Below are 19,598 nucleotides of genomic sequence, written 5' to 3' on the forward strand. Positions count from 1 at the left end.
CCTCTTCGGCGATCGGCCGGAAAAGTAAAGGTCACATCGGCGGCGCCGTGTTTCACAAGATCGCCTGACCTGCCCTGACTGACCACTCCGGACAACGCCCTCAGGCTCCGACAGGACGGGACAGAGCGGCCCCTGACGCCCCATGTCAGGACTCCTCGGGGCCCTGCGCCTCCTGGACGACGGCCTGGGCGACCTGGCGCATGCTCATGCGGCGGTCCATCGAGGCCTTCTGGATCCAGCGGAACGCCTGGGGCTCGGTCCACCCGTGCTCGGCCATCAGCAGGCCCTTGGCACGCTCGACCAGCTTGCGGGTCTCAAGGCGCTCGCCGAGGGTGCTGACCTCGCGTTCCAGGGCGGCGATCTCCTCGTGGCGGCTCACGGCCATCTCGATCGCCGGCACCAAATCGGACTTAGTGAACGGTTTCACCAGATATGCCATGGCGCCCGCGTCCCGCGCCCGCTCAACAAGGTCGCGCTGGGAGAACGCGGTCAAAATCAGGCACGGCGCGACGCGCTCCGACACGATGCGCTCGGCCGCCGAGATGCCGTCGAGGATCGGCATCTTGACATCGAGGATCACCAGATCGGGCCGCTGCTCGAGGGCCAGCTTGACCGCCGACTCGCCGTCCCCGGCCTCGCCGACGACGGCATAGCCCTCCTCTTCCAGCATCTCCTTCAGGTCGAGACGGATCAGTGCCTCGTCTTCCGCGATCACCACTCGCCGCTGCGTACTCACGACCAAGAGAGTACCGATGTCCGCTAGATTAGGGACACGAGCACCTCGGCGCCCCGATAGACCAACGGCAGAGTCGATGGCCTCAAAATCCATACAGTGTGGGTTCGAATCCCACTCGGGGCACTGATCCGGCGAAACCGCGTGGCTGAGGCCGCGCGGTTTCCGCGCTTTCCGCCTCCCGCAGCGCGGGCAGCCAGAGGAACCACACGCGGCCGTCCAGGGTGACCAGGCGCCGCGAGACCCATCCCGCGACCTCCGGCTCGCCCACGTGGGTCACGTACGCGGACATCCCCCCGTCCGGCCAGGTCAGCGGCGTCCGGTGGAAGGCACGCAGGGCGCACCCCGCCTCGTAGGCGATGGGCAGGGTGCTCGCGGGGCCGCCGACGACACACGGGCCGCGCAACCCGGCCTGCCTCAGCGCTTGGGCTACGGCCCGCTCGGCCGCCCTGTAGACCTGCGAGCGCTCCACACGCCGTCCGAGTACCAGATGCTGCGTGGCGAGCTGGCCCGCCACCGCGACCACGACGAGCGCGGCGGGCAGCCGCCCGGACGAGGCGAGCCGCACCAGGAGCAGGGCCACGGGCAGGGCCAGCAGCGCGTAGGCGGGCAGCAGGAAGCGCGGCGCGCCGTACCCCACCAGGAACAGATACTGCGCCGCCAGGCCGGCCCCGGCCGCACAGGCCAGGCCGTACGGCCGCGCCACGCCGAGCCGGCGGGCCACGAGGAGCCCTCCGACGACGGCGAAGGGCAACGCCAGCCACCAGACCGCCAGGTAGGGGTACCGAACCGAGATCGTGCACGGGCGGCACAGCAGTGGCCCGTTGAGCGCGGCGAACTCGTGGACGAAGCCGAAGGTGGGCCGCAGCCGGCCCTGGATCCTGCTGGCCTCGGAGATCCGGTGCGCCAGGCCGCCGTACCGCACGAAGGCCTCGGCCACCCATGGAGCGAGGCCGAGCCCGAGCCCCCCGGCCAGGGCGCCGAGAACGGCCCTACGCCGCCATTCGCGCACGGTGAGCCAGGCGAGGCCCAGGGGCAGCACGAGCCCCACGGCGTCACCGGGCCGCAGCGCCGCGGCGGCGGCCACGCTCAGCGCGAGCCCCGCCAGCGGGTCACGGGCCCACCGCCGCGACCGGCCAGGACCGTGCTCACGGGCGGCACCATAACGGGGACCATCGCGGGCGGCGTCATCACGGGCGGCACCGTCGCGGGCGGCGTCATCGCGGGTGGCGTCATCGCGGGTGGCGAGCAGGAAGAGGCCGGTCGCCGCCACCGAGGCGTAGGCGACGTAGAGGTTCGGCATGACGGCGCCGCCGTAGTACTGCGCGACCCACAGCCCGCAGAACAGCAGCGCGGCCAGGGCGACGGTCGCCGAGCGGCCCCGGTGGGCCGGCACGCGCAGCCATGGCAGGTAGGCCAGGAAGAGCCCGCCGCTGGACAGCAGCGTCATCCAGACCCGCACGACCTGCGGCGAGGCGGACACGAACGCCGCCGGGGCTGCCAGCCACGTGATCCCGCGGGCGCGCGGAGCGGTGAAGAGGGCGTCCGGCAGGCGCGGGCTCACCTGGCTCAGGTAGACCAGCTCGTCCCATCCCCAGCGCAGCCCGGGACCGACGAAGACCAGTTGCGCCAGCCCGTACAGCACGGCCACCAGCGCCAGCGGGAGCGCCGGACGGCGGTACGCCACGGACGTCCAACCGGGAAACGGGCGGCCGGCCCCGGGCCGGCCGATCCTTCCCGCACGTCTCCCGGCCACCGTCATGGGGCCGATCAAACCCGGTGGCGTCCCCCGCGAACCACCGCACATGCGGCTCTTGGGGATCTCCCCACCGGACCTCTACCGAACGCGTGTACGGCCGCCACCGGGAGGCCCGGCGGCGGCCGTCAACGGCGCGTACGAAGGATCAGCTGCCGGAGACCAGCGAGCCGATCGTGTGGACGCGCAGCGCGTTGGTGGAGCCGTGGCTGCCGGGAGGCGAGCCGGCCACGATGACGACCTTGTCGCCCTTCTCGTAGCGGCCGACCGACAGCAGGGCCGACTCGACCTGGCGCACCATGTCGTCGGTGTGGTGCACGAACGGCACCTCGAAGGTCTCCACGCCCCAGGTGAGGGCCAGCTGGCCGCGCACCTCGGGAGCCGAGGTGAAGGCCAGCAGCGGGATCGGGGAGCGGTAGCGGGCGAGCCGGCGGGCGGTCTCCCCCGACATCGTGAAGGCGCACAGGGCCTTGGCACCGACGATCGCCCCGACCTCGGCCGCCGCGCGCGCGATCGCACCGCCGGTGGTCTCGGGGAGCCGGTCGAAGGTGTGCGTCGACTGGAGCGCCTCCTCCTCGGCGGCGGAGGCGATGCGGGCCATGGTCGCGACCGACTCGATGGGGTAGCTGCCGACCGAGGTCTCGCCGGAGAGCATGACGGCGTCGGCGCCGTCCATGACGGCGTAGGCGACGTCGGAGACCTCGGCGCGGGTGGGCCGCTGGGCGCTCATCATCGAGTCGAGCATCTGGGTGGCCACGATGACCGGGTGGGCCTTCTCCCTGGCGAGGTCGATGGCGCGCCGCTGCACGATCGGCACCTGCTCCAGCGGGAGCTCCACGCCGAGGTCGCCGCGGGCGACCATGATGCCGTCGAACGCGTCGACGATGGCCTCGAGGTGCTCCACGGCCTGGGGCTTCTCGATCTTGGCGAGGAGGGGGAGGTGGACGCCCTCCTCGTCCATGATGGCGCGGACGATGAGCGCGTCGTCGGGGCTGCGCACGAAGGAGAGGGCGATCATGTCGAAGCCCGTGCGGAGGGCCCAGCGCAGGTCCTCCTCGTCCTTCTCGGTGAGGGCGGGGGCCGAGACGGCGACGCCCGGGAGGTTGAGCCCCTTGTTGTCGGAGATCATGCCGCCGACGACGACCTTGGTGACGACGCGGGGGCCCTCCACTGCGGTGGCCTCAAGGACCAGGCGGCCGTCGTCGACGAGGATCGTGTCACCGGGGCGCACGTCGCCGGGCAGGCCCTCGTAGGTCGTGGAGACCAGGTCGCGGTCGCCGGGGACGTCCTCGGTGGTGATCGTGAAGACGTCGCCGAAGCCGAGGCGCACGGGGCCCTCGGCGAAACGGCCTACACGGATCTTGGGGCCCTGCAGGTCGGCGAGGACGCCGACCGCCATTCCCAGCTCGGCCGCGGCCTCCCTGACCCGGCCGTGGATCTCCTTGTGGAGCTCGTGGCTCCCGTGGCTGAGGTTGAACCGCGCCACGTTCATACCGGCGGCGATCAGCTCGCGCAGGCGCTCCGGAGAAGAGGTGGCGGGCCCCAGTGTGCAGACAATCTTCGCTCGACGACTCACAAGTCCTACCCTAATTGGTACAGACCACTTGATGATGACGAAGTTCACAGCGCCTGGCGAAATCCAGGTGACGTGAGCACGCCATCGGGCGACCCCGGGCACGTCGCCGCAGGTAGAACGATGCCTGAGACGCGAGCCACGACGAATGCGACCGGGCGCTCCAGGTCCATATTCGTGTGCGTGTGGCTTCCAGGATAGTTGTCGCGGGCCGGCGGGGCGGCCGCGTCGTGGAACCGGCCCTTGCCGTTAACCCCGCGTTCGTCCAGGCCCGTTCGCCTGCGTCGGCTAGGGCGGGGTCGCCGGGGATGTGGCGGCTGTTGGGGGCTCACTCTCGCTCGTGCCTCGTTGGGGACGGGGTTTTGTGAGCGTTTGCCTGGTTTGTAGTTAGCCCACCCGGCAGGGATGCCCTGGTGCCACCAGAACGGGGGCCAGGAGCGCCCACCCCATCCGCGGCGACCAGGCAGGCCACTGCTTGCTGGGGTGGGCAGCCCCGGGTGCCCCACCCAAATGGGTGCCGGGTGGGCCGTTTACGAGGTACCGGGTGGGCCGTTTACGAGGTACCGGGTGGGCCGTTTACGAGGTGCCTGGTGGGCCGTTTACGAGGTGCCTGGTGGGCCGTATGCAAAAGGATTTCAATGAGCGGGAAGGAAGGGGTGGGCGGGGCGCGGGGTGTGCCGGTGATGCGGTAGTGCTCGGTGGGTGGGCCGGAGATGGGGCCGGTGGCCGTGTCCTTCGGAGTTCTTCGCTTCCACGGTCGCGCCCGGCCCCCAGCCAAGCCGCCGCCCACGCCCACCCACCCCCCGCCATCCAGGGAGCCACTGCTCGGATGGGCAGCCCCGGTGCGCCACCCAAGTGGGTGCCGGGTGGGCTACAGCCACACGACCCGCCCCACACCCCACCCACCTCCCGCCATCCGGGGAGCCACTGCTCGGGTGGGCAGCCCCGGTGCACCACCCAAGTGGGTGCCGGGTGGGCTAACCAACAAACCAGGCAAACGCTCACAGAACCCCGTCCCCAACGAGGCGCGAGCAAGAGTGAGCCCCCAACAGCCGCCACACCCCCGGCGACCCCGCCCTAGCCGACGCCGGCCCCAGCCAAGCCGCCGCCCATACCCACCCACCCCCGCCATCCAGGGAGCCACTGCTCGGGTGGGCAGCCCCGGTGCACCACCCAAGTGGGTACCGGGCGGGCCAACTAACAAACCAGGCAAACGCTCACAAAACCCCGTCCCCAACGAGGCACGAGCGAGAGTGAGCCCCCAACAGCCGCCACACCCCCGGCGACACCGCGACCGTGGCCGACGCCCGGCCCCAGCCAAGCCGACGCCGACGCCGACGCCCACCCCCCGCCATCCAGGGAGCCACTGCTCGGGTGGGCAGCCCCAGTGCACCACCCAAGTGGGCGCCGGGCGGGCCAACTAACAAACCAGGCAAACGCTCACAGAACCCCGTCCCCAACGAGACGGGAGCGAGAGTGAGCCCCCAAAGGCCGGCACGACCTCGGGGGCCCGGAGGGGCGGCCGGGGTCAGCCCTTGGTGGTGGCGGCGCGGTAGGCGTCGACGAGGCCGTGCCCGTAGAAGCCGTTCTTGGACTTCGGACCGGCGCAGACGTGCGTCTCCTCGCTCACCGAGTAGGTGGTGGAGCCGGACGACGGGCACCCGGTCGGGGTGGCCGTGGCGTACAGCAGCTCCTCGACCCGCGCGGGGCTGAGGGTGAGGCCGCCCTTGCCCGGCTTGCCGAAGCGGCTGATCAGGATGGCGGCGACGCCCGTGGCGTGCGGCGAGGCCATCGAGGTGCCGGAGAGGTACTGGTAGTACGCGCACTTGCCCTGGTGGCACTCGCGGATCACCGAGGAGCTGGTGGGCTTGCCCGAGCTGTCGATCAGCTTCTGCTTGCGCAGCGCGCCCGTCGGCGCGGCGGCCAGGATCTCCCTGGCGGTCCCCTTCAGGGAGGTGCCGGCGTCGGCCGGGTCGCCGCCGGGGGCGGACAGGTCGGTCTGCTCGATGCCGTAGTCGGAGTACCAGGCCTTGTTCTTGCTGGGCCCGACGGCGGAGACCGAGATGACCCCGCGGGACTCGGCCGGCACGTTCAGGCAGGAGTTGTCGATCGAGCGCTCGCGCTCGCTGCCGACCGGGTAACCGGGGCTGTCCTTGTCGGTCGTGGGGTTGCCGAGGTCGGTGGAGCCGTTGCCGAGCGCGCTGATGAGCGTGACGCCGTGCTTGCGTGCGTAGTCGAGCGCGCGCTGGACGCCGGTGATGATGCCGGACTGCTGCAGCTGCTCGGCGCGGGAGTCGGCCGGGTTGCGGGCGCAGTTGAAGGTCCACGGGTCGACGAAGAAGCTCATGTTGACCACGTCGATGCCCGCGTCGCCCGCGTAGGTGAGGGCGTCGAGCACCGGCTTGAGGAAGAAGAACCCCGAGTCGGACCCGGCGCGGATGTTGACCAGCGACACGTTGGGCGCGACGCCCGCGACCCCGATGCCGTTGAGCGGCGAGCCGATCGTGCTGGCGACGTGCGTGCCGTGGCCGTCGTCGTCCACGTCGACCGGGTCCTTGCAGCCCTTGTACTCGCAGGGCCCGTCGAGCGTCTTGCCCTTGGAGTCCTTCGGGCGGTCGACCACGAAGTTGCGGCTGAGCGCCCTGTTGAAGTTGGGGGCGATGTCGGGGTGCTTGCCGTCGACCCCGGTGTCGATGATGCCGACCAGCACCTTCTTGCTGCCGCGCTCCTTGGCGTACGAGCCGGTGGGAGTGGCACCGATCATCTTCATGTCCCACTGGCGGCCCGACAGCGGGTCCCCGCCGCGCGCGGACGCCATGTCGGCCGAGGCCGCGGTGGAGTCGGTGGAGTCGGTGGAGGACGCCGAGACGCCGGAGGCCCCCGCGGCGGGCGCGAGCGCCTCCGCCGAGGAGCTCCAGGCGGCGGGCATGGCGGCCTCGCCGACCGAGATCGGGGCGGTGGGCACCGAGGCGCGGTCTCCGGCGGGAAGCGCGGCGGCCGAGCCGATCCGGCGGTTGTCGGTCACCCCGACGACGGACGTGCTTGCGCCGAGCCGCTCGGCGAACCCCTTGGCGGGACCGCGCGCGATGACGTACCCGAGCTTGGTGTCGACCGCGTCGGCCGTGCCGCCGCCGGCCCTGATCGCGCCGAGCGCGCCGGCCTGCCTGCCCTGGGCGTAGAAGACGAGGTACTGGCCCGTCTCCGAGGACGCCGGCGCAGCGACCGCGCCCGTACTCGTCACAAGAGAACCCGCCGCCAGCGTTCCCGCCACCGCGACCGAAACGACGGCGCCCGTCAGGCGTCTGTACCCCCGCACCATTGACCCTCTCCTCTTGCCTCAACGACGAGGCAGCATCTTTCAGGGGATCGAGGATCAAAGCAAGTTGTCGATAAAATCCCCGGCAATCGATCCCTTATAGCCATATATATCGTCAAATTATGCTCTTAATGCTCAAAACCCTACAAAAAGGACGGCGTCCGGGAGTGCGGGACGCCGTCCTGGCGGGTCCGTCAGACCAGCGGTCGCGCCGTCGGCGGGATCGCCACGGGCAGGGCCGTCTGCCCGGTCAGGAAGCGGTCGGCGGCCGCGGCGGCCGAGCGGCCCTCCGCGATCGCCCACACGATGAGAGACTGGCCGCGGCCCATGTCACCGGCCACGAACACCCCCTCCACCCCCGACATGTACGACTTGTCCCTCGCCACGTTGCCCCGGGCGTCGAAGAACGCGCCGGGGTCGTCCGCGAGGGCCGCGAGGTCGGTGAGCAGGGCGCCCTTCTCCGGACCGAGGAAGCCCATCGCCAGCGTGACCAGCTCGGCGGGGACCTCCCGCTCGGTGCCGGGGATGGGCCGGAAGCCCGCCGCCGGCCCCTCCACGTCGACCAGGCGCAGGGCCCTCACCCGTCCCTGGTCGTCCGCGACGAACTCGGTCGTGGAGGCGGCGTACACCCGGGTGCCTCCCCCGTCCTCCAGTTCCTCGTGGGCGCTCTCCATCTTGAACAGCATCGGGTAGGTCGGCCACGGCTGGGAGTCCGGCCGCGCGCCCGGAGGCTTCGGCATGATCTCCAGCTGGGTCACCGACAGCGCGCCCTGGCGCACCGCCGTGCCGACGCAGTCGGCGCCGGTGTCGCCGCCGCCGATCACCACGACGTGCTTGCCCTCGGCCGACACCGGGGAGACTGCGAGGTCGCCCTCCTGCACCTTGTTGGAGAGCGGGAGGTACTCCATGGCCTGGTAGACGCCCTTGTGCTCGCGGCCCGCCACGGGCAGGTCGCGCCAGGCGGTGGCGCCGCCGGAGAGCACGATCGCGTCGAACTCCTCGCGCAGCCGATCGACCGTGATGTCCACGCCGACGTTGACGCCGGTGCGGAACTCGGTGCCCTCGGCGCGCATCTGCGCCAGGCGCCGGTCGAGGTGCCGCTTCTCCATCTTGAACTCGGGGATGCCGTAGCGGAGCAGGCCGCCGACGCGGTCGGCGCGCTCGAACACCACCACGTCGTGCCCGGCGCGGGTGAGCTGCTGCGCGGCGGCGAGGCCGGCGGGGCCCGAGCCGACGACGGCGACCTTCTTGCCCGTCCTCGCGGCCGGCGGCTGGGGGGTGACCCAGCCCTCGGCGAAGGCGCGGTCGATGATCTCCACCTCGACCCGCTTGATCGCCACGGGGTCGGAATTGATGCCGAGCACGCACGCCGCCTCACACGGAGCCGGGCACAGGCGGCCGGTGAACTCCGGGAAGTTGTTGGTGGCGTGCAGCCGCTCGATCGCCTCGCGCCAGTCGTCCCGGTACACAAGGTCGTTCCACTCGGGGATGAGGTTCCCGAGCGGGCAGCCGTTGTGGCAGAACGGGATGCCGCAGTCCATGCAGCGCGCGGCCTGCTTGGTGAGCGCGGGCTTCGGGAAGTCCTCGTAGACCTCGCGCCAGTCGCGGATGCGGACGTCGACCGGGCGGCGCGCCGGCAGCTCACGGGCGTGCGTCAGGAAACCCTTGGGGTCGGCCATCGGTGAAACCTCCCTTAACCGTGTACGGCGGCCATGACCGCCTCGTCGATGTCCCTGCCTTCGGCACGCGCCGCCTCGGCAGCCTTCAGTACCCGCTTGTAGTCGATCGGCATGACCTTGCCGAAGCGGGTGAGCGTCCCGTCCCAGTCGTCCAGCAGCGTCTTGGCGACCGTGGAGCCCGTCTCCGCGAGGTGGCGCTCGACGATGTCCCTGAGGAACTCGGAGTCCTCCTCGGTCAGCGCCTCGACCTCGACCATCTCGCGGTTGACCCGTGCGGCATTCAGGTCGAGCACGTAGGCGATGCCGCCCGACATGCCCGCCGCGAAGTTGCGGCCCGTGGGGCCGAGCACGACCGCCCTGCCACCCGTCATGTACTCGCAGCCATGGTCGCCCACGCCCTCCACGACGGCGGTGGCGCCGGAGTTGCGGACACAGAACCGCTCGCCCACGACTCCCCTGATGAACAGCTCGCCCGAGGTGGCGCCGTACAGGCCGACGTTGCCGGCGATGACCTGCGTCTCGGCGCTGAACGGCGCGTCGGGGTGCGGCCGTACCGTGACGCGACCGCCCGACAGCCCCTTGGCGAGGTAGTCGTTGGCGTCGCCGGTGAGCCGCAGGGTGACGCCGTTCGGCACGAAGGCGCCGAAGGAGTTGCCCGCGGAGCCGGTGAAGCTCACGTCGATCGTGTTGGCGGGCAGGCCCTCACCGCCGTACCGCTTGGTCACCTGGTGGCCGAGCATGGTGCCGACCGTGCGGTTGACGTTGCGGATGGGCAGCTCCAGCGTCACCCGGTCGCCGTACTTCAGCGCGCCCTCGGCGAGCTGGATGAGCGTGTTGTCCAGCGCCTTGTCCAGGCCGTGGTCCTGGGGGACCGTGCGGTGCAGCGGCGTGCCCTCGGGAAGCGAGGGCACGTGCAGGATCGGCGACAGGTCGAGGCCCGCCGCCTTCCAGTGGTCCTCCGCCGCCGTGGTGTCCAGGAACTCCGCGTGGCCGACGGCCTCCTCGATCGAGCGGAACCCGAGCGCGGCGAGGTACTCGCGGACCTCCTCGGCGACGAACTGGAAGAAGTTGACCACGAACTCCGGCTTGCCGTTGAACCGCTTGCGAAGCTCGGGGTTCTGCGTGGCGACCCCGACGGGGCAGGTGTCGAGGTGGCAGACCCGCATCATCACGCAGCCGGAGACCACCAGCGGCGCGGTCGCGAAGCCGAACTCCTCGGCGCCGAGCAACGCGGCCACCACCACGTCGCGGCCGGTCTTGAGCTGGCCGTCCGCCTGCACGACGATGCGGTCGCGCAGGCCGTTGAGCAGAAGCGTCTGCTGGGTCTCCGCCAGGCCGAGCTCCCAGGGGGTGCCGGCGTGCTTGATCGAGGTCAGCGGCGAGGCGCCGGTGCCGCCGTCGTGGCCCGAGATGAGCACGACGTCGGCGTGGGCCTTGCTGACCCCGGCCGCCACGGTGCCGACCCCGACCTCGGCGACGAGCTTCACGTGGACGCGCGCCTCGGGGTTGGAGTTCTTCAGGTCGTGGATCAGCTGGGCCAGGTCCTCGATCGAGTAGATGTCGTGGTGCGGCGGCGGCGAGATGAGGCCGACGCCCGGCGTGGAGTGCCGGGTCTTGGCGATCCACGGGTACACCTTGTGGCCGGGGAGCTGGCCGCCCTCGCCGGGCTTGGCGCCCTGCGCCATCTTGATCTGCAGGTCGGCGGCGTTGACCAGGTACTCGCTGGTCACGCCGAACCGGCCCGAGGCCACCTGCTTGATCGCCGAGCGGCGCACCGGGTCGTGCAGGCGCTCGGGGTCCTCGCCGCCCTCACCGGTGTTGGACTTGGCGCCCAGGCGGTTCATGGCGACCGCGATGGTCTCGTGCGCCTCCTGCGAGATGGACCCGTAGGACATCGCGCCGGTGGAGAAGCGCCTCACGATGCTCTCGACCGGCTCGACCTCCTCGATCGGGACCGGCGGGCGCACGCCCTCGCGCAGCCTGAACAGGCCGCGCAGGGTCATGAGCTTCTCGGCCTGCGAGTCGACCAGGCCGGTGTACTCTTTGAAGATCTCGTACCGGCGCGTGCGGGTGGCGTGCTGCAGCTTGAAGACCGTCTCGGGGTTGAACAGGTGCGGCTCGCCCTCGCGGCGCCACTGGTACTCGCCGCCGACCTCAAGCCTGCGGTGAGCGTTCTCGGCGCGCGGGTAGGCCCGCAGGTGCCGGAGCCCGGCCTCCTTGGCGAGCACGTCGAAGCCGACGCCGCCCAGCCGGGAGGTGGTGCCCGCGAAGCAGGCGTCGATGACGTCCTGGCCGAGGCCGAGCGCCTCGAAGATCTGCGCGCCGGTGTACGAGGCCACCGTGGACACGCCCATCTTGGACATGATCTTCAGGACGCCCTTGCCGTACGCCTTGATCAGGTTGCGGACGGCGGCACGCGGGTCGAGGGCCAGCGTGCCGGTGGCGATCATGTCCTCGACGGTCTCGATCGCGAGGTACGGGTTCACGGCGGAGGCGCCGTACCCGATCAGCAGCGCCATGTGGTGGCACTCGCGGGCCTCGCCGGTCTCGACCACGAGGCCGACGCGCGTGCGCGACCTCTCGTGGATCAGGTGGTGGTGCACCGCGCCGGTCAGCATCAGCGACGGGATCGGGGCCATCCGGCCGTCGGAGCCCCGGTCGGAGAGCACGATGATGCGGGCGCCGCCGGCGATCGCCCGCGACACCTCGGCGCAGATCTCCTCCAGGCGGTGCAGCAGCCCCTCGCCGCCGCCCGCGACCTCGAACAGGCCGGAGACGACGTGCGGCTGGAAGCCGGGCAGCGCGCCCTCGTCGTTGATGTGGATCATCTTGGCGAGCTCGTCGTTGTCGATCACCGGGTACGGGAGGACGAGCCTGCGGCAGGACGCGGGGTCCGGCGCGAGCAGGTTGCCCTCGGGGCCGATGGTCGTCTGCAGCGAGGTGACCAGCTCTTCGCGGATCGCGTCCAGCGGCGGGTTGGTGACCTGGGCGAACAGCTGGCTGAAGTAGTCGAACAGCAGCCGGGGCTTCTCGCTCAGCACGGCGACTGGCGAGTCGGTGCCCATGGAGCCGATCGGCTCGGCGCCCGCCTTGGCCATCGGGGCCAGGATGACGCGCAGCTCCTCCTCGGTGTAGCCGAAGGTCTGCTGGCGCTTCACCAGGGCCTCGTGGGTGGCGATCGGGCGCTGCCGCTCGGGCAGCTCCTCGAAGCGCACGAGCCCGGCGTGCAGCCACTCCCCGTACGGGTGCGCGGCGGCCAGCTCGGCCTTGACCTCGTCGTCCTCGATGATCTTGCCGCGCTCGGTGTCGACGAGGAACATCTTGCCGGGCTGCAAACGGCCCTTGCGGACGACCTTGGACGGCTCGATGTCGAGCACGCCCGCCTCGGACGCCAGGACGACCAGGCCGTCCTCGGTCACCCAGAAGCGGCCCGGGCGCAGGCCGTTGCGGTCGAGGACCGCGCCGACGAGCGTGCCGTCGCTGAAGGTGATCGACGCGGGGCCGTCCCAGGCCTCCATCGAGGTGGAGTGGTACTCGTAGAAGGCCCGCCGCGCGGGATCCATCTCGGTGTGGTTCTCCCACGCCTCGGGGATCATCATGAGCACGGCGTGCGGCAGGCTCCTGCCACCGAGGTGGAGGAGCTCCAGGCACTCGTCGAAGGACGCGGTGTCCGAGCCGTCCGGGTCGCAGATCGGGAAGAGCCTCGCGAGGTCGCCGGGGATCAGGTCGGTCGCCAGCATCGCCTCGCGGGCCCGCATCCAGTTGCGGTTGCCCTTGACGGTGTTGATCTCGCCGTTGTGGGCGACGTACCGGTACGGGTGCGCCAGCGGCCACGACGGGAAGGTGTTGGTGGAGAAGCGCGAGTGCACCAGGGCGATCGCGCTCGCGAACCTCTCGTCGGACAGGTCGGCGAAGAAGGGCTCCAGCTGCGGGGTCGTCAGCATGCCCTTGTAGACGATCGTCCGCGAGGACAGCGAGGGGAAGTAGACGTCCACCTCGTGCTCGGCCCGCTTGCGCAGGCAGAAGGCCAGGCGGTCGAGCTCGAGCCCGCTCTCGCCGTTCGGCGAGGAGACGAAGAGCTGCACGAAGGCCGGCATCACGGCCCGGGCGCTCGGCCCGGCGTGGGCGGTGTCGACGGGCACCTCGCGCCAGCCGAGAACGGTCAGGCCCTCCTCGGCGGCGATCTCCTCGATCATGCCGACGCCGATCTGGCGGGCCTGCTCGTCGAGGGGGAGGAACGCGATGCCGGTGGCGTACGAGCCCGCCGGGGGAAGCGGGAAGTCCACGGACTCGCGGAGGAACGTGTCGGGGATCTGCGTCAGGATGCCGGCGCCGTCGCCGGTGTCCGGTTCGCTACCCTTGGCCCCTCGGTGATCCAGGTTGCACAACGCCGTCAGGGCCTTCGCGACGATGTCATGGCTGCGGCGGCCGGCGACATCTGCCACCATCGCGACACCGCACGCATCGTGTTCCTGCGAAGGGTGATAAAGGCCCTGGGGCTCGGGGGAACCGAGGTGGGCAGCAGGCATTGAATCCCTCCCGTCGTCTTCGTCTGCTTCGTCTTGATTGGCGAGTGCAGGCAAGAGGGACGACGTTGGCCCTGCTGCTGTTAGGTGTGTAGAGACTACCTCACCCTGTCGGAATAGTGCCCGCCAGGTTGGTATCGCGAACATTCACCATGTGGATGGGGACACCTCCGTGCCCACTGTCGTGCGTCCCAGGCCGCAGTGAGCAGAACGTCGCATGGAAGGGTGTTATTCCAGGTCAGGAAGCCGCCGGATATCAAGGAAAGGGTCAGGATCGGGTCAAGGACCGGTCAGCCGGCGGCGGCCAGCACGCGCCGCTGGACGAACCCGCCGAGGGTCTCCAGGGCGAGCTGCGGGTAGGTGAGATCGGCCCGGCCCTCGTCGCCGACGGGGCCGACCCAGTTCACGACGACGAAATGGCCGAGCGCCCGCACCTCCGCCCGGCTGTGGCCGGCGTCGAAGGACTCCGGCTGGCCGGGCGCGAGCCGCAGGAACCCCCGCCGTGCGCGGGGTCGAGCGCCGCCACGAGCCTGTCGGCCGAGCCGCCGTCGGCGAGGTCGAAGACGGCGTACTGGCCGGACACCCCGCCGCCGGAGGCGGCGAAGCTCGCGCGCAGGACCTGGGCGCACCCGGTGAGGGCGGCGGCCGGGCCGCTCCCCCACACCGCCTCGGCGCAGTCGGCGGAGACCGTGACCTCGCGGCGCTCCATGCTCACGCCCGACGAGGCCGGCGTCCGCGCCTGCCCGAACACCTCCTGCTCGCTCAGCGGGCGTGGGTCGAGCGCCCGGGTGGCGATCGGGGCGTACAGGGCGGAGGTGCGCTCGCCGTGGAACCGCGCGGGGCTCGGACCCGTCTCGGGCCGCAGGGTGACGAACAGCACCGCCCCCGCCGCGGTGAGCACGCCCGCGACGGCGACGGCGATCCAGGTGGGGCTGGGCATGGCCATCGAGCCTACTTCGCGGGGGGCGCCGAGGGCCCGGTGACGGCGGCGACACGGCGGTAGATCGCCTTCTCCGCGCCCCTGACGCCGAGGATCAGCGACACGAAGTCGTCCTTGGGCGCCGGCTCCTGCCCGTCCGCCCGCCCGACCCACACGAACCCGGCGTAGTGCCCCATCGCGTGGCCGCTGGCCTCGGTGTAGCCGTCGGGCACGAACGAGGCCGCCTTGGACTCCAGCGGCCGGACCCACCCGCCTCCCCGGTAGAGGGTGGCCATCTCCTGCACGAACGCGTCGGCGGCCTTGGAGCTCGCCATGTTGAACAGGGTGTACTGGGCGACGTACCTGCGGTCCGCGCTGAGGTAGAGCCCCCTGACCGCCTGGGTGCAGCCGGCGCCGGCGAGCTTGGCCAGCACGTCCCCGCCCCACATGACGGGCGCGCAGGCGCCGTCGAGGCGGCGGGCGGCCAGCCTGAGGGTCAGCTTGCCGCTCGTCAGGGTCTTGACGCCGAAGACCTCCTCGGCCCGCAGCGGGGCCGCGTCGGCCCTGCGGTCGGCGATCGGGGTGAACAGCTTGGGCGACACCCACGCCTGGTACTCGTCGGGGTGGAGAAGTCCGATCGAGTCGGCCTGCGTGCCCTGCTCGGCGGGCGGCTGGGAGACCCCGAGGGTGCTGACTATCGCGGTGAGACCGAAGCCGCCCACGAGCACGGCGATCACCGTGCCCACGGCGAACAGGATGCGCTGCTGCTTCTCGGTCAGCCCCCGCTCGGACAGGGCCTCGACCTCGAAGGAGGACCGGCGTCTCTTGCTGCGCGCGCTCACAGGCCGCCGGCGCCAAGGAGCGTGCCGAGACCGAACGTCAGGGCGCCCGCCACCGCGCCCACGGTGAGCTGGCGCAGCCCGGAGAACCACCAGCTCCTCGCCGTCACTCGGGACACCACCGCTCCGGCGACGAACAGGGCGATCATCGAGACGATCGCCGAGAACCACAGGACCTCGGCCCCGAACAGGTAGGGCACCAGAGGGACGATCGCTCCCACGCTGAAGGACAGGAACGAGGACAGGGCGGCGAGCCGGGGTGAGGGCAGGTCGCCGGGGTCCACCCCGAGCTCCTCTCGGGTGTGGACCTCCAGCGCCTGGACCGGATCACGGGAGATCTGCCGGGCGACCTCGGCGGCGAGGTCGGAGTCGACGCCGCGCATCTCGTACTGCCGCGCGAGCTCGATCTCCTCCGCCATGGCGTTGTCGGCGAGCTCGGCGCGCTCGATGTCGATCTCGGCGAGCGCCAGCTCGCGCTGGCTGGCCACCGAGACGTACTCGCCGCCCGCCATCGAGAAGGCGCCGGCGGCGAGCCCGGCGATGCCCGCGAGGGAGACGACCCTGGTGCCCGCGTTTCCTCCCGCGACACCGGCGATGAGGGCGAAGTTCGACACCAGACCGTCCATGGCACCGAACACGGCCGGGCGCAGCCATCCGCCCGTCACGTCACGGTGCTTGTGGTGGATCTCGGCGCGCCCCCCCGAGGAGCCGCCCTGGATCATCGTGAATTCGCCTCCGAGTCCGACACGGCCGGCGCCTCGTCTGTCACCTGGCCCTCGGCCTTGCGGCCCGCGTCGCCCGCGGCAGTGGCCGCCGCCTTGACCGCATCGGTCTCGGCCGCGTCGGCCTGGTCGGCGGGATGGGCGGGATCGGCCGCCGCCTCGGCGGGATCGCCTTCCGCCGCGAGGACGGGGGTGGTCTCGGTGGACGCCCCGGCGATCTCGTGCTCGTCGGCCTGGTCGGCGGGGTGCGCTGGATCGGAGCCCTCGCCGGAGACGGACATCGGCACCACGATCTCCTCGGTGGTGCGGTCTCTGGTGACCCAGAAGTAGACCAGCGCGCCGATGAAGATGACCACGGCGGTCCATTGGTTCAGCCGCAGGCCGAGGATGTGGTGGGCGGGATCGACCCGCATGCCCTCGATCCAGAAGCGGCCGAGGGTGTAGCCGGCGACGTAGAGGGCGAACAGCCTGGCGTGGCGCAGCCCGTAGCGCCTGCCGGCCCAGATGAGCACGCCGGCGAGGGCGAGATCCCACAGCGACTCGTACAGGAAGGTGGGGTGGTAGGTCGTGACGCCGGGGATCGTGCCGGGGCGGCCGGGGTCGATCTCGACGGCCCACGGGAGCGTGGTGGGGCCGCCGAACAGCTCCTGGTTGAAGTAGTTGCCCCAGCGGCCGATGGCCTGAGCCACCGCGATGCCGGGCGCGACCGTGTCGGCCACCGCCGACAGCGAGATGCCGCGCCTGCGGCAGGCGATCCACACCCCGACGGCGCCGAGCGCTATCGCCCCCCAGATGCCGAGACCGCCGTGCCAGATGTACAGCGCGTCGATCGGCCGGTTGGGGGCGTCGGGCCCGAAGTAGAGCTGCCAGTCGGTGATGACGTGGTAGAGCCGCCCGCCGACCAGGCCGAAGGGGACGGCCCAGACGGCCAGGTCGGTGATCGTGCCGGGCTCGCCGCCACGGGCACGCCAGCGGCGCTCGCCGATCCAGACGGCAGCGATGACGCCGAGCACGATGCAGAAAGCGTAGGCCCGCAGAGGGATCGGTCCGAGGTACCAGACCCCTTCTGACGGGCTGGGAAAGGAAGCCAGGGGCATGTCAGGTGACGTTACCGTTTCCCGGCCTACTTCGCGGCATCAAGGATGGCGTTGCGGAGGGACGACGGGCTGAAGGAGATGGTGTTGTCGATCTCCTTGCCGTTGAGCCGCAGCGTGGGCGTGCCCTTGGCGAAGGCGCCGGTGTCCTCGAGCTTCTTGTTGTATTCGGCCTGGGCCGCGGCCTCCTTCTGGCTCCGCACGCACGACTCGAAGCCCGGATCGGTGACTCCGGCCTCCTTGCCCCACTTGACCAGGTCGTCGATCGCGAAGCCGCTCTTGGTCTCGGGCGGCTGCTCCTTGAACAGCCTGTCGTGGAAGGCCATCCACTGCTTGCCGTCGGGCACGCACCTGGCGGCCGCGGACGCGCGGATGGTGTTCCCGCGCGTGGGCTCGGTGGTGAAGATGTTCACCGAGTGGTAGACGACCTTCACCTGGCCGGCCGCCGCCATGTTCTTCACGGTCGCGGAGCTCGTCTGCTCGAAGGACTGGCACGCGGGGCACTGGAAGTCCTCGTAGATGTCGAGCACGGGCTTCTCGACGCCCGGTTTCGCCATGACCCTGGAGCCGTCGGACTGCAGGGTGATCGGCGCGAGCTGCCCGCTGAGCGTCTCCGACTTGCCCGACTGGACGTACCAGAACGCGCCGCCGATGACGGCGAGCGCCACGACCACCACCGTCACCACGGTGGCGAGGCGCCTGCGCTGCTGCTGCTTGCGCTCCTGCTCGCGCTGCGACTTGATGCGCTCGCGCGCGGAGAGATCCCGCGCGGCCTTTCCCATCAGAGACTCTCCTTCATGTGGGGCTCGTCGCCCTCGATATCGTCGACGTCGGTGTGCGGCTCGCTCGCGGGGACCAGCCCCAGCGCGGAGTCGAGCGCGAGGCGGCCAGGGGCGAACCGGACGATCCAGGCCCCCAGCAGGAACAACCCGCCGTCACGGAGGATCTCCCACAGGTAGCCGGGGCTCTTCCCGTCGGCCAGCTTGCCGCCGCCGCCGAAGCAGCCGCAGTCGATGCGCAGGCCACGCGCCCACGCTGACGCGATGCCGACCACGAAGACCAGCATGAGCAACGCGGAGACGACGCCCGCCACGCGCGTGAGCAGCCCGACAACCAGCAACACCCCAACGACGATCTCAACGATCGGCAGGCCGTAGCCCACCGCGGTGGCGACCGGCTCCGGCAGCAGCTCGTAGGCCTTCACGGCCTGGACGGAGAGAGCCGGTGTGCCGATCTTGAGCCATCCGGCAGCGATCAGCACGCCCGCGACCACCAGCCGGGCGACGGTCGTCACCCAGGGTACCGCCGGGCGCACGTAAAGCGACCCCATTGGCGCGGCCTCCTCGGAAGTCACCAGCATTCTCGTCTCCTTGTCCAGGAACAGGCCGGTCTGCGAGACGATCCGCTGGCGGACTCGTCTGGCACCGGGACGCCGCGCGTCCGGGCCCGATACAGGCGTTCGGCCGAAGGGTACCGGGTGACTAGCCCATCATGACCGCGATAAGCACCTGGTAAACGGTCCTCGGCGGCCGGATCGGCAGTGCGGCGACGCAGGCGGCCGACGCGGAAGGACGCGTGGGCCGCCGAAGGCGTGCGGAAAGACGTGTGGCGCCCCTCAGGGCGGCCGCCGGAGGGTCAGGCGCGTACGCCCGCGGCCATCTCGGCGGTGAGCTCGCGCACCGCCGCGAGGCCGGAGGTCTCGTCGGGGGCGTCGAGCAGGCGGCGGATGAACGCCGAGCCCACGATGACGCCGTCGGCGTAGCCCGCGACCTCCGCGGCCTGGGCGCCGGTGCCGACTCCGAGCCCGACGCAGATCGGCAGGTCGGTGTGGGCGCGGCTGCGCTTCACCAGGCCCTCGGCCGCCGCGCTGACGCTCGCGCGCGCGCCGGTGACCCCCATGAGGGAGGCCGCGTAGACGAACCCGGTGCAGCAGTCGGCCACGGCCTGGATGCGCTCGTCAGGGGAGCTGGGCGCGACCAGGAACACCGTGTCGATGCCCGCGGCGGCGCTGAAGGAGCACCAGGGCCCGGCCTCCTCGGGCGTGAGGTCGGGGGTGATGGTGCCCGTGCCGCCGGCGTTGGCGAGGTCGCGGGCGAAGCGCTCCGCGCCGTAGCGGTCGATGGGGTTCCAGTAGGTCATGACCAGCACGGCGGCGCCGGTCTTGGCCACTCCCTCGACGGTGCGCATGACGTCGGCGATGCGGGTGCCGTTGGTGAGTGCCCGGTGCACGGCGTCCTGGATGGTGGGACCGTCCATCAGCGGATCGGAGTACGGCAGGCCGATCTCGATGACGTCGCAGCCCGCCTCCACCATGGCCGTCGCGGCGGCGATGGCGCCGTCCTTGGTGGGGAAGCCGGCCGGAAGGTATCCGACCAGGGCGGCCCGCTTGTCGGCCCGTGCCTTCTCGAACACCGTCTGAAGAGTGGTCATGTCAGGAAGTC

Annotated in this window: 12 protein-coding genes and 1 tRNA gene; 1 reads left to right on the top strand and 12 read right to left on the bottom strand. The window is 71.2% G+C overall.

Going from position 1 to position 19,598, the window contains the following annotated elements; all coding sequences use genetic code 11:
- Positions 1-145: 145 nt before the first annotated feature.
- Positions 146-736 (bottom strand): ANTAR domain-containing response regulator, encoded by a 591-nt coding sequence (locus ACOZ38_RS30485; RefSeq protein ID WP_405151572.1) that lies wholly within the window; start codon positions 734-736, stop codon positions 146-148.
- A 50-nt stretch (positions 737-786) separates the two neighbouring features.
- Between ACOZ38_RS30485 and ACOZ38_RS30490 the strand changes: the two genes are divergently transcribed.
- A tRNA-Leu gene (locus ACOZ38_RS30490) sits at positions 787-859 on the top strand.
- A 1,778-nt stretch (positions 860-2,637) separates the two neighbouring features.
- Here ACOZ38_RS30490 and pyk read toward each other — a convergent pair.
- The 11 genes from pyk to trpA all read right to left on the bottom strand — a co-directional run bounded on the left by pyk (position 2,638) and on the right by trpA (position 19,587).
- Complete coding sequence (pyk, locus tag ACOZ38_RS30495) at positions 2,638-4,065, bottom strand: pyruvate kinase (RefSeq protein ID WP_424534576.1); 1,428 nt, start codon at positions 4,063-4,065, stop codon at positions 2,638-2,640.
- Positions 4,066-5,590: 1,525 nt separating this feature from the next.
- Complete coding sequence (locus ACOZ38_RS30500; RefSeq protein WP_424534577.1) at positions 5,591-7,381, bottom strand: S8 family peptidase; 1,791 nt, start codon at positions 7,379-7,381, stop codon at positions 5,591-5,593.
- A 191-nt stretch (positions 7,382-7,572) separates the two neighbouring features.
- Entirely contained in the window at positions 7,573-9,057 is a 1,485-nt protein-coding gene (locus tag ACOZ38_RS30505; protein WP_405151578.1) for a glutamate synthase subunit beta, read from the bottom strand.
- A 14-nt stretch (positions 9,058-9,071) separates the two neighbouring features.
- Entirely contained in the window at positions 9,072-13,586 is a 4,515-nt protein-coding gene (gene gltB, locus ACOZ38_RS30510; RefSeq protein WP_424534578.1) for a glutamate synthase large subunit, read from the bottom strand.
- A gap of 400 nt (positions 13,587-13,986) precedes the next feature.
- The gene (locus tag ACOZ38_RS30515; RefSeq protein ID WP_424534579.1) at positions 13,987-14,523 is read right to left on the bottom strand and encodes a hypothetical protein; all 537 of its coding nucleotides are present in this window, start codon (positions 14,521-14,523) and stop codon (positions 13,987-13,989) included.
- An 11-nt stretch (positions 14,524-14,534) separates the two neighbouring features.
- Positions 14,535-15,344: a hypothetical protein gene (locus tag ACOZ38_RS30520; protein ID WP_424534580.1), complete on the bottom strand. Its 810-nt coding sequence runs from the start codon at positions 15,342-15,344 to the stop codon at positions 14,535-14,537.
- A complete protein-coding gene (locus tag ACOZ38_RS30525) occupies positions 15,341-16,063 on the bottom strand; it encodes a VIT1/CCC1 transporter family protein (RefSeq protein WP_424534581.1) in 723 nt (240 codons plus the stop codon). The genes ACOZ38_RS30520 and ACOZ38_RS30525 overlap by 4 nt, the downstream gene beginning before the upstream one ends.
- Entirely contained in the window at positions 16,060-17,160 is a 1,101-nt protein-coding gene (gene lgt / locus ACOZ38_RS30530; RefSeq protein WP_424534582.1) for a prolipoprotein diacylglyceryl transferase, read from the bottom strand. Before lgt ends, ACOZ38_RS30525 begins: the two co-directional genes overlap by 4 nt.
- A gap of 26 nt (positions 17,161-17,186) precedes the next feature.
- The gene (locus ACOZ38_RS30535) at positions 17,187-17,939 is read right to left on the bottom strand and encodes a DsbA family protein (RefSeq protein WP_424534583.1); all 753 of its coding nucleotides are present in this window, start codon (positions 17,937-17,939) and stop codon (positions 17,187-17,189) included.
- Complete coding sequence (locus ACOZ38_RS30540) at positions 17,939-18,517, bottom strand: MauE/DoxX family redox-associated membrane protein (RefSeq protein ID WP_405151592.1); 579 nt, start codon at positions 18,515-18,517, stop codon at positions 17,939-17,941. Before ACOZ38_RS30540 ends, ACOZ38_RS30535 begins: the two co-directional genes overlap by 1 nt.
- Before the next feature lie 275 nt (positions 18,518-18,792).
- Complete coding sequence (gene trpA, locus ACOZ38_RS30545) at positions 18,793-19,587, bottom strand: tryptophan synthase subunit alpha (protein WP_405151594.1); 795 nt, start codon at positions 19,585-19,587, stop codon at positions 18,793-18,795.
- Positions 19,588-19,598 lie beyond the last annotated feature (11 nt).

The organism is Sphaerisporangium viridialbum (assembly GCF_049674955.1).
GTDB lineage: Bacteria > Actinomycetota > Actinomycetes > Streptosporangiales > Streptosporangiaceae > Sphaerisporangium > Sphaerisporangium viridialbum.

Coding starts and splice junctions, on each gene's coding strand:
- ACOZ38_RS30500 (WP_424534577.1), bottom strand. CDS start 7,381: ATGGTGCGGGGGTACAGACGCCTGACGGGCGCCGTCGTTTCGGTCGCG.
- ACOZ38_RS30505 (WP_405151578.1), bottom strand. CDS start 9,057: ATGGCCGACCCCAAGGGTTTCCTGACGCACGCCCGTGAGCTGCCGGCG.
- gltB (WP_424534578.1), bottom strand. CDS start 13,586: ATGCCTGCTGCCCACCTCGGTTCCCCCGAGCCCCAGGGCCTTTATCAC.
- ACOZ38_RS30515 (WP_424534579.1), bottom strand. CDS start 14,523: ATGCCCAGCCCCACCTGGATCGCCGTCGCCGTCGCGGGCGTGCTCACC.
- ACOZ38_RS30525 (WP_424534581.1), bottom strand. CDS start 16,063: ATGATCCAGGGCGGCTCCTCGGGGGGGCGCGCCGAGATCCACCACAAG.
- lgt (WP_424534582.1), bottom strand. CDS start 17,160: ATGCCCCTGGCTTCCTTTCCCAGCCCGTCAGAAGGGGTCTGGTACCTC.
- ACOZ38_RS30535 (WP_424534583.1), bottom strand. CDS start 17,939: ATGGGAAAGGCCGCGCGGGATCTCTCCGCGCGCGAGCGCATCAAGTCG.
- ACOZ38_RS30540 (WP_405151592.1), bottom strand. CDS start 18,517: ATGCTGGTGACTTCCGAGGAGGCCGCGCCAATGGGGTCGCTTTACGTG.
- trpA (WP_405151594.1), bottom strand. CDS start 19,587: ATGACCACTCTTCAGACGGTGTTCGAGAAGGCACGGGCCGACAAGCGG.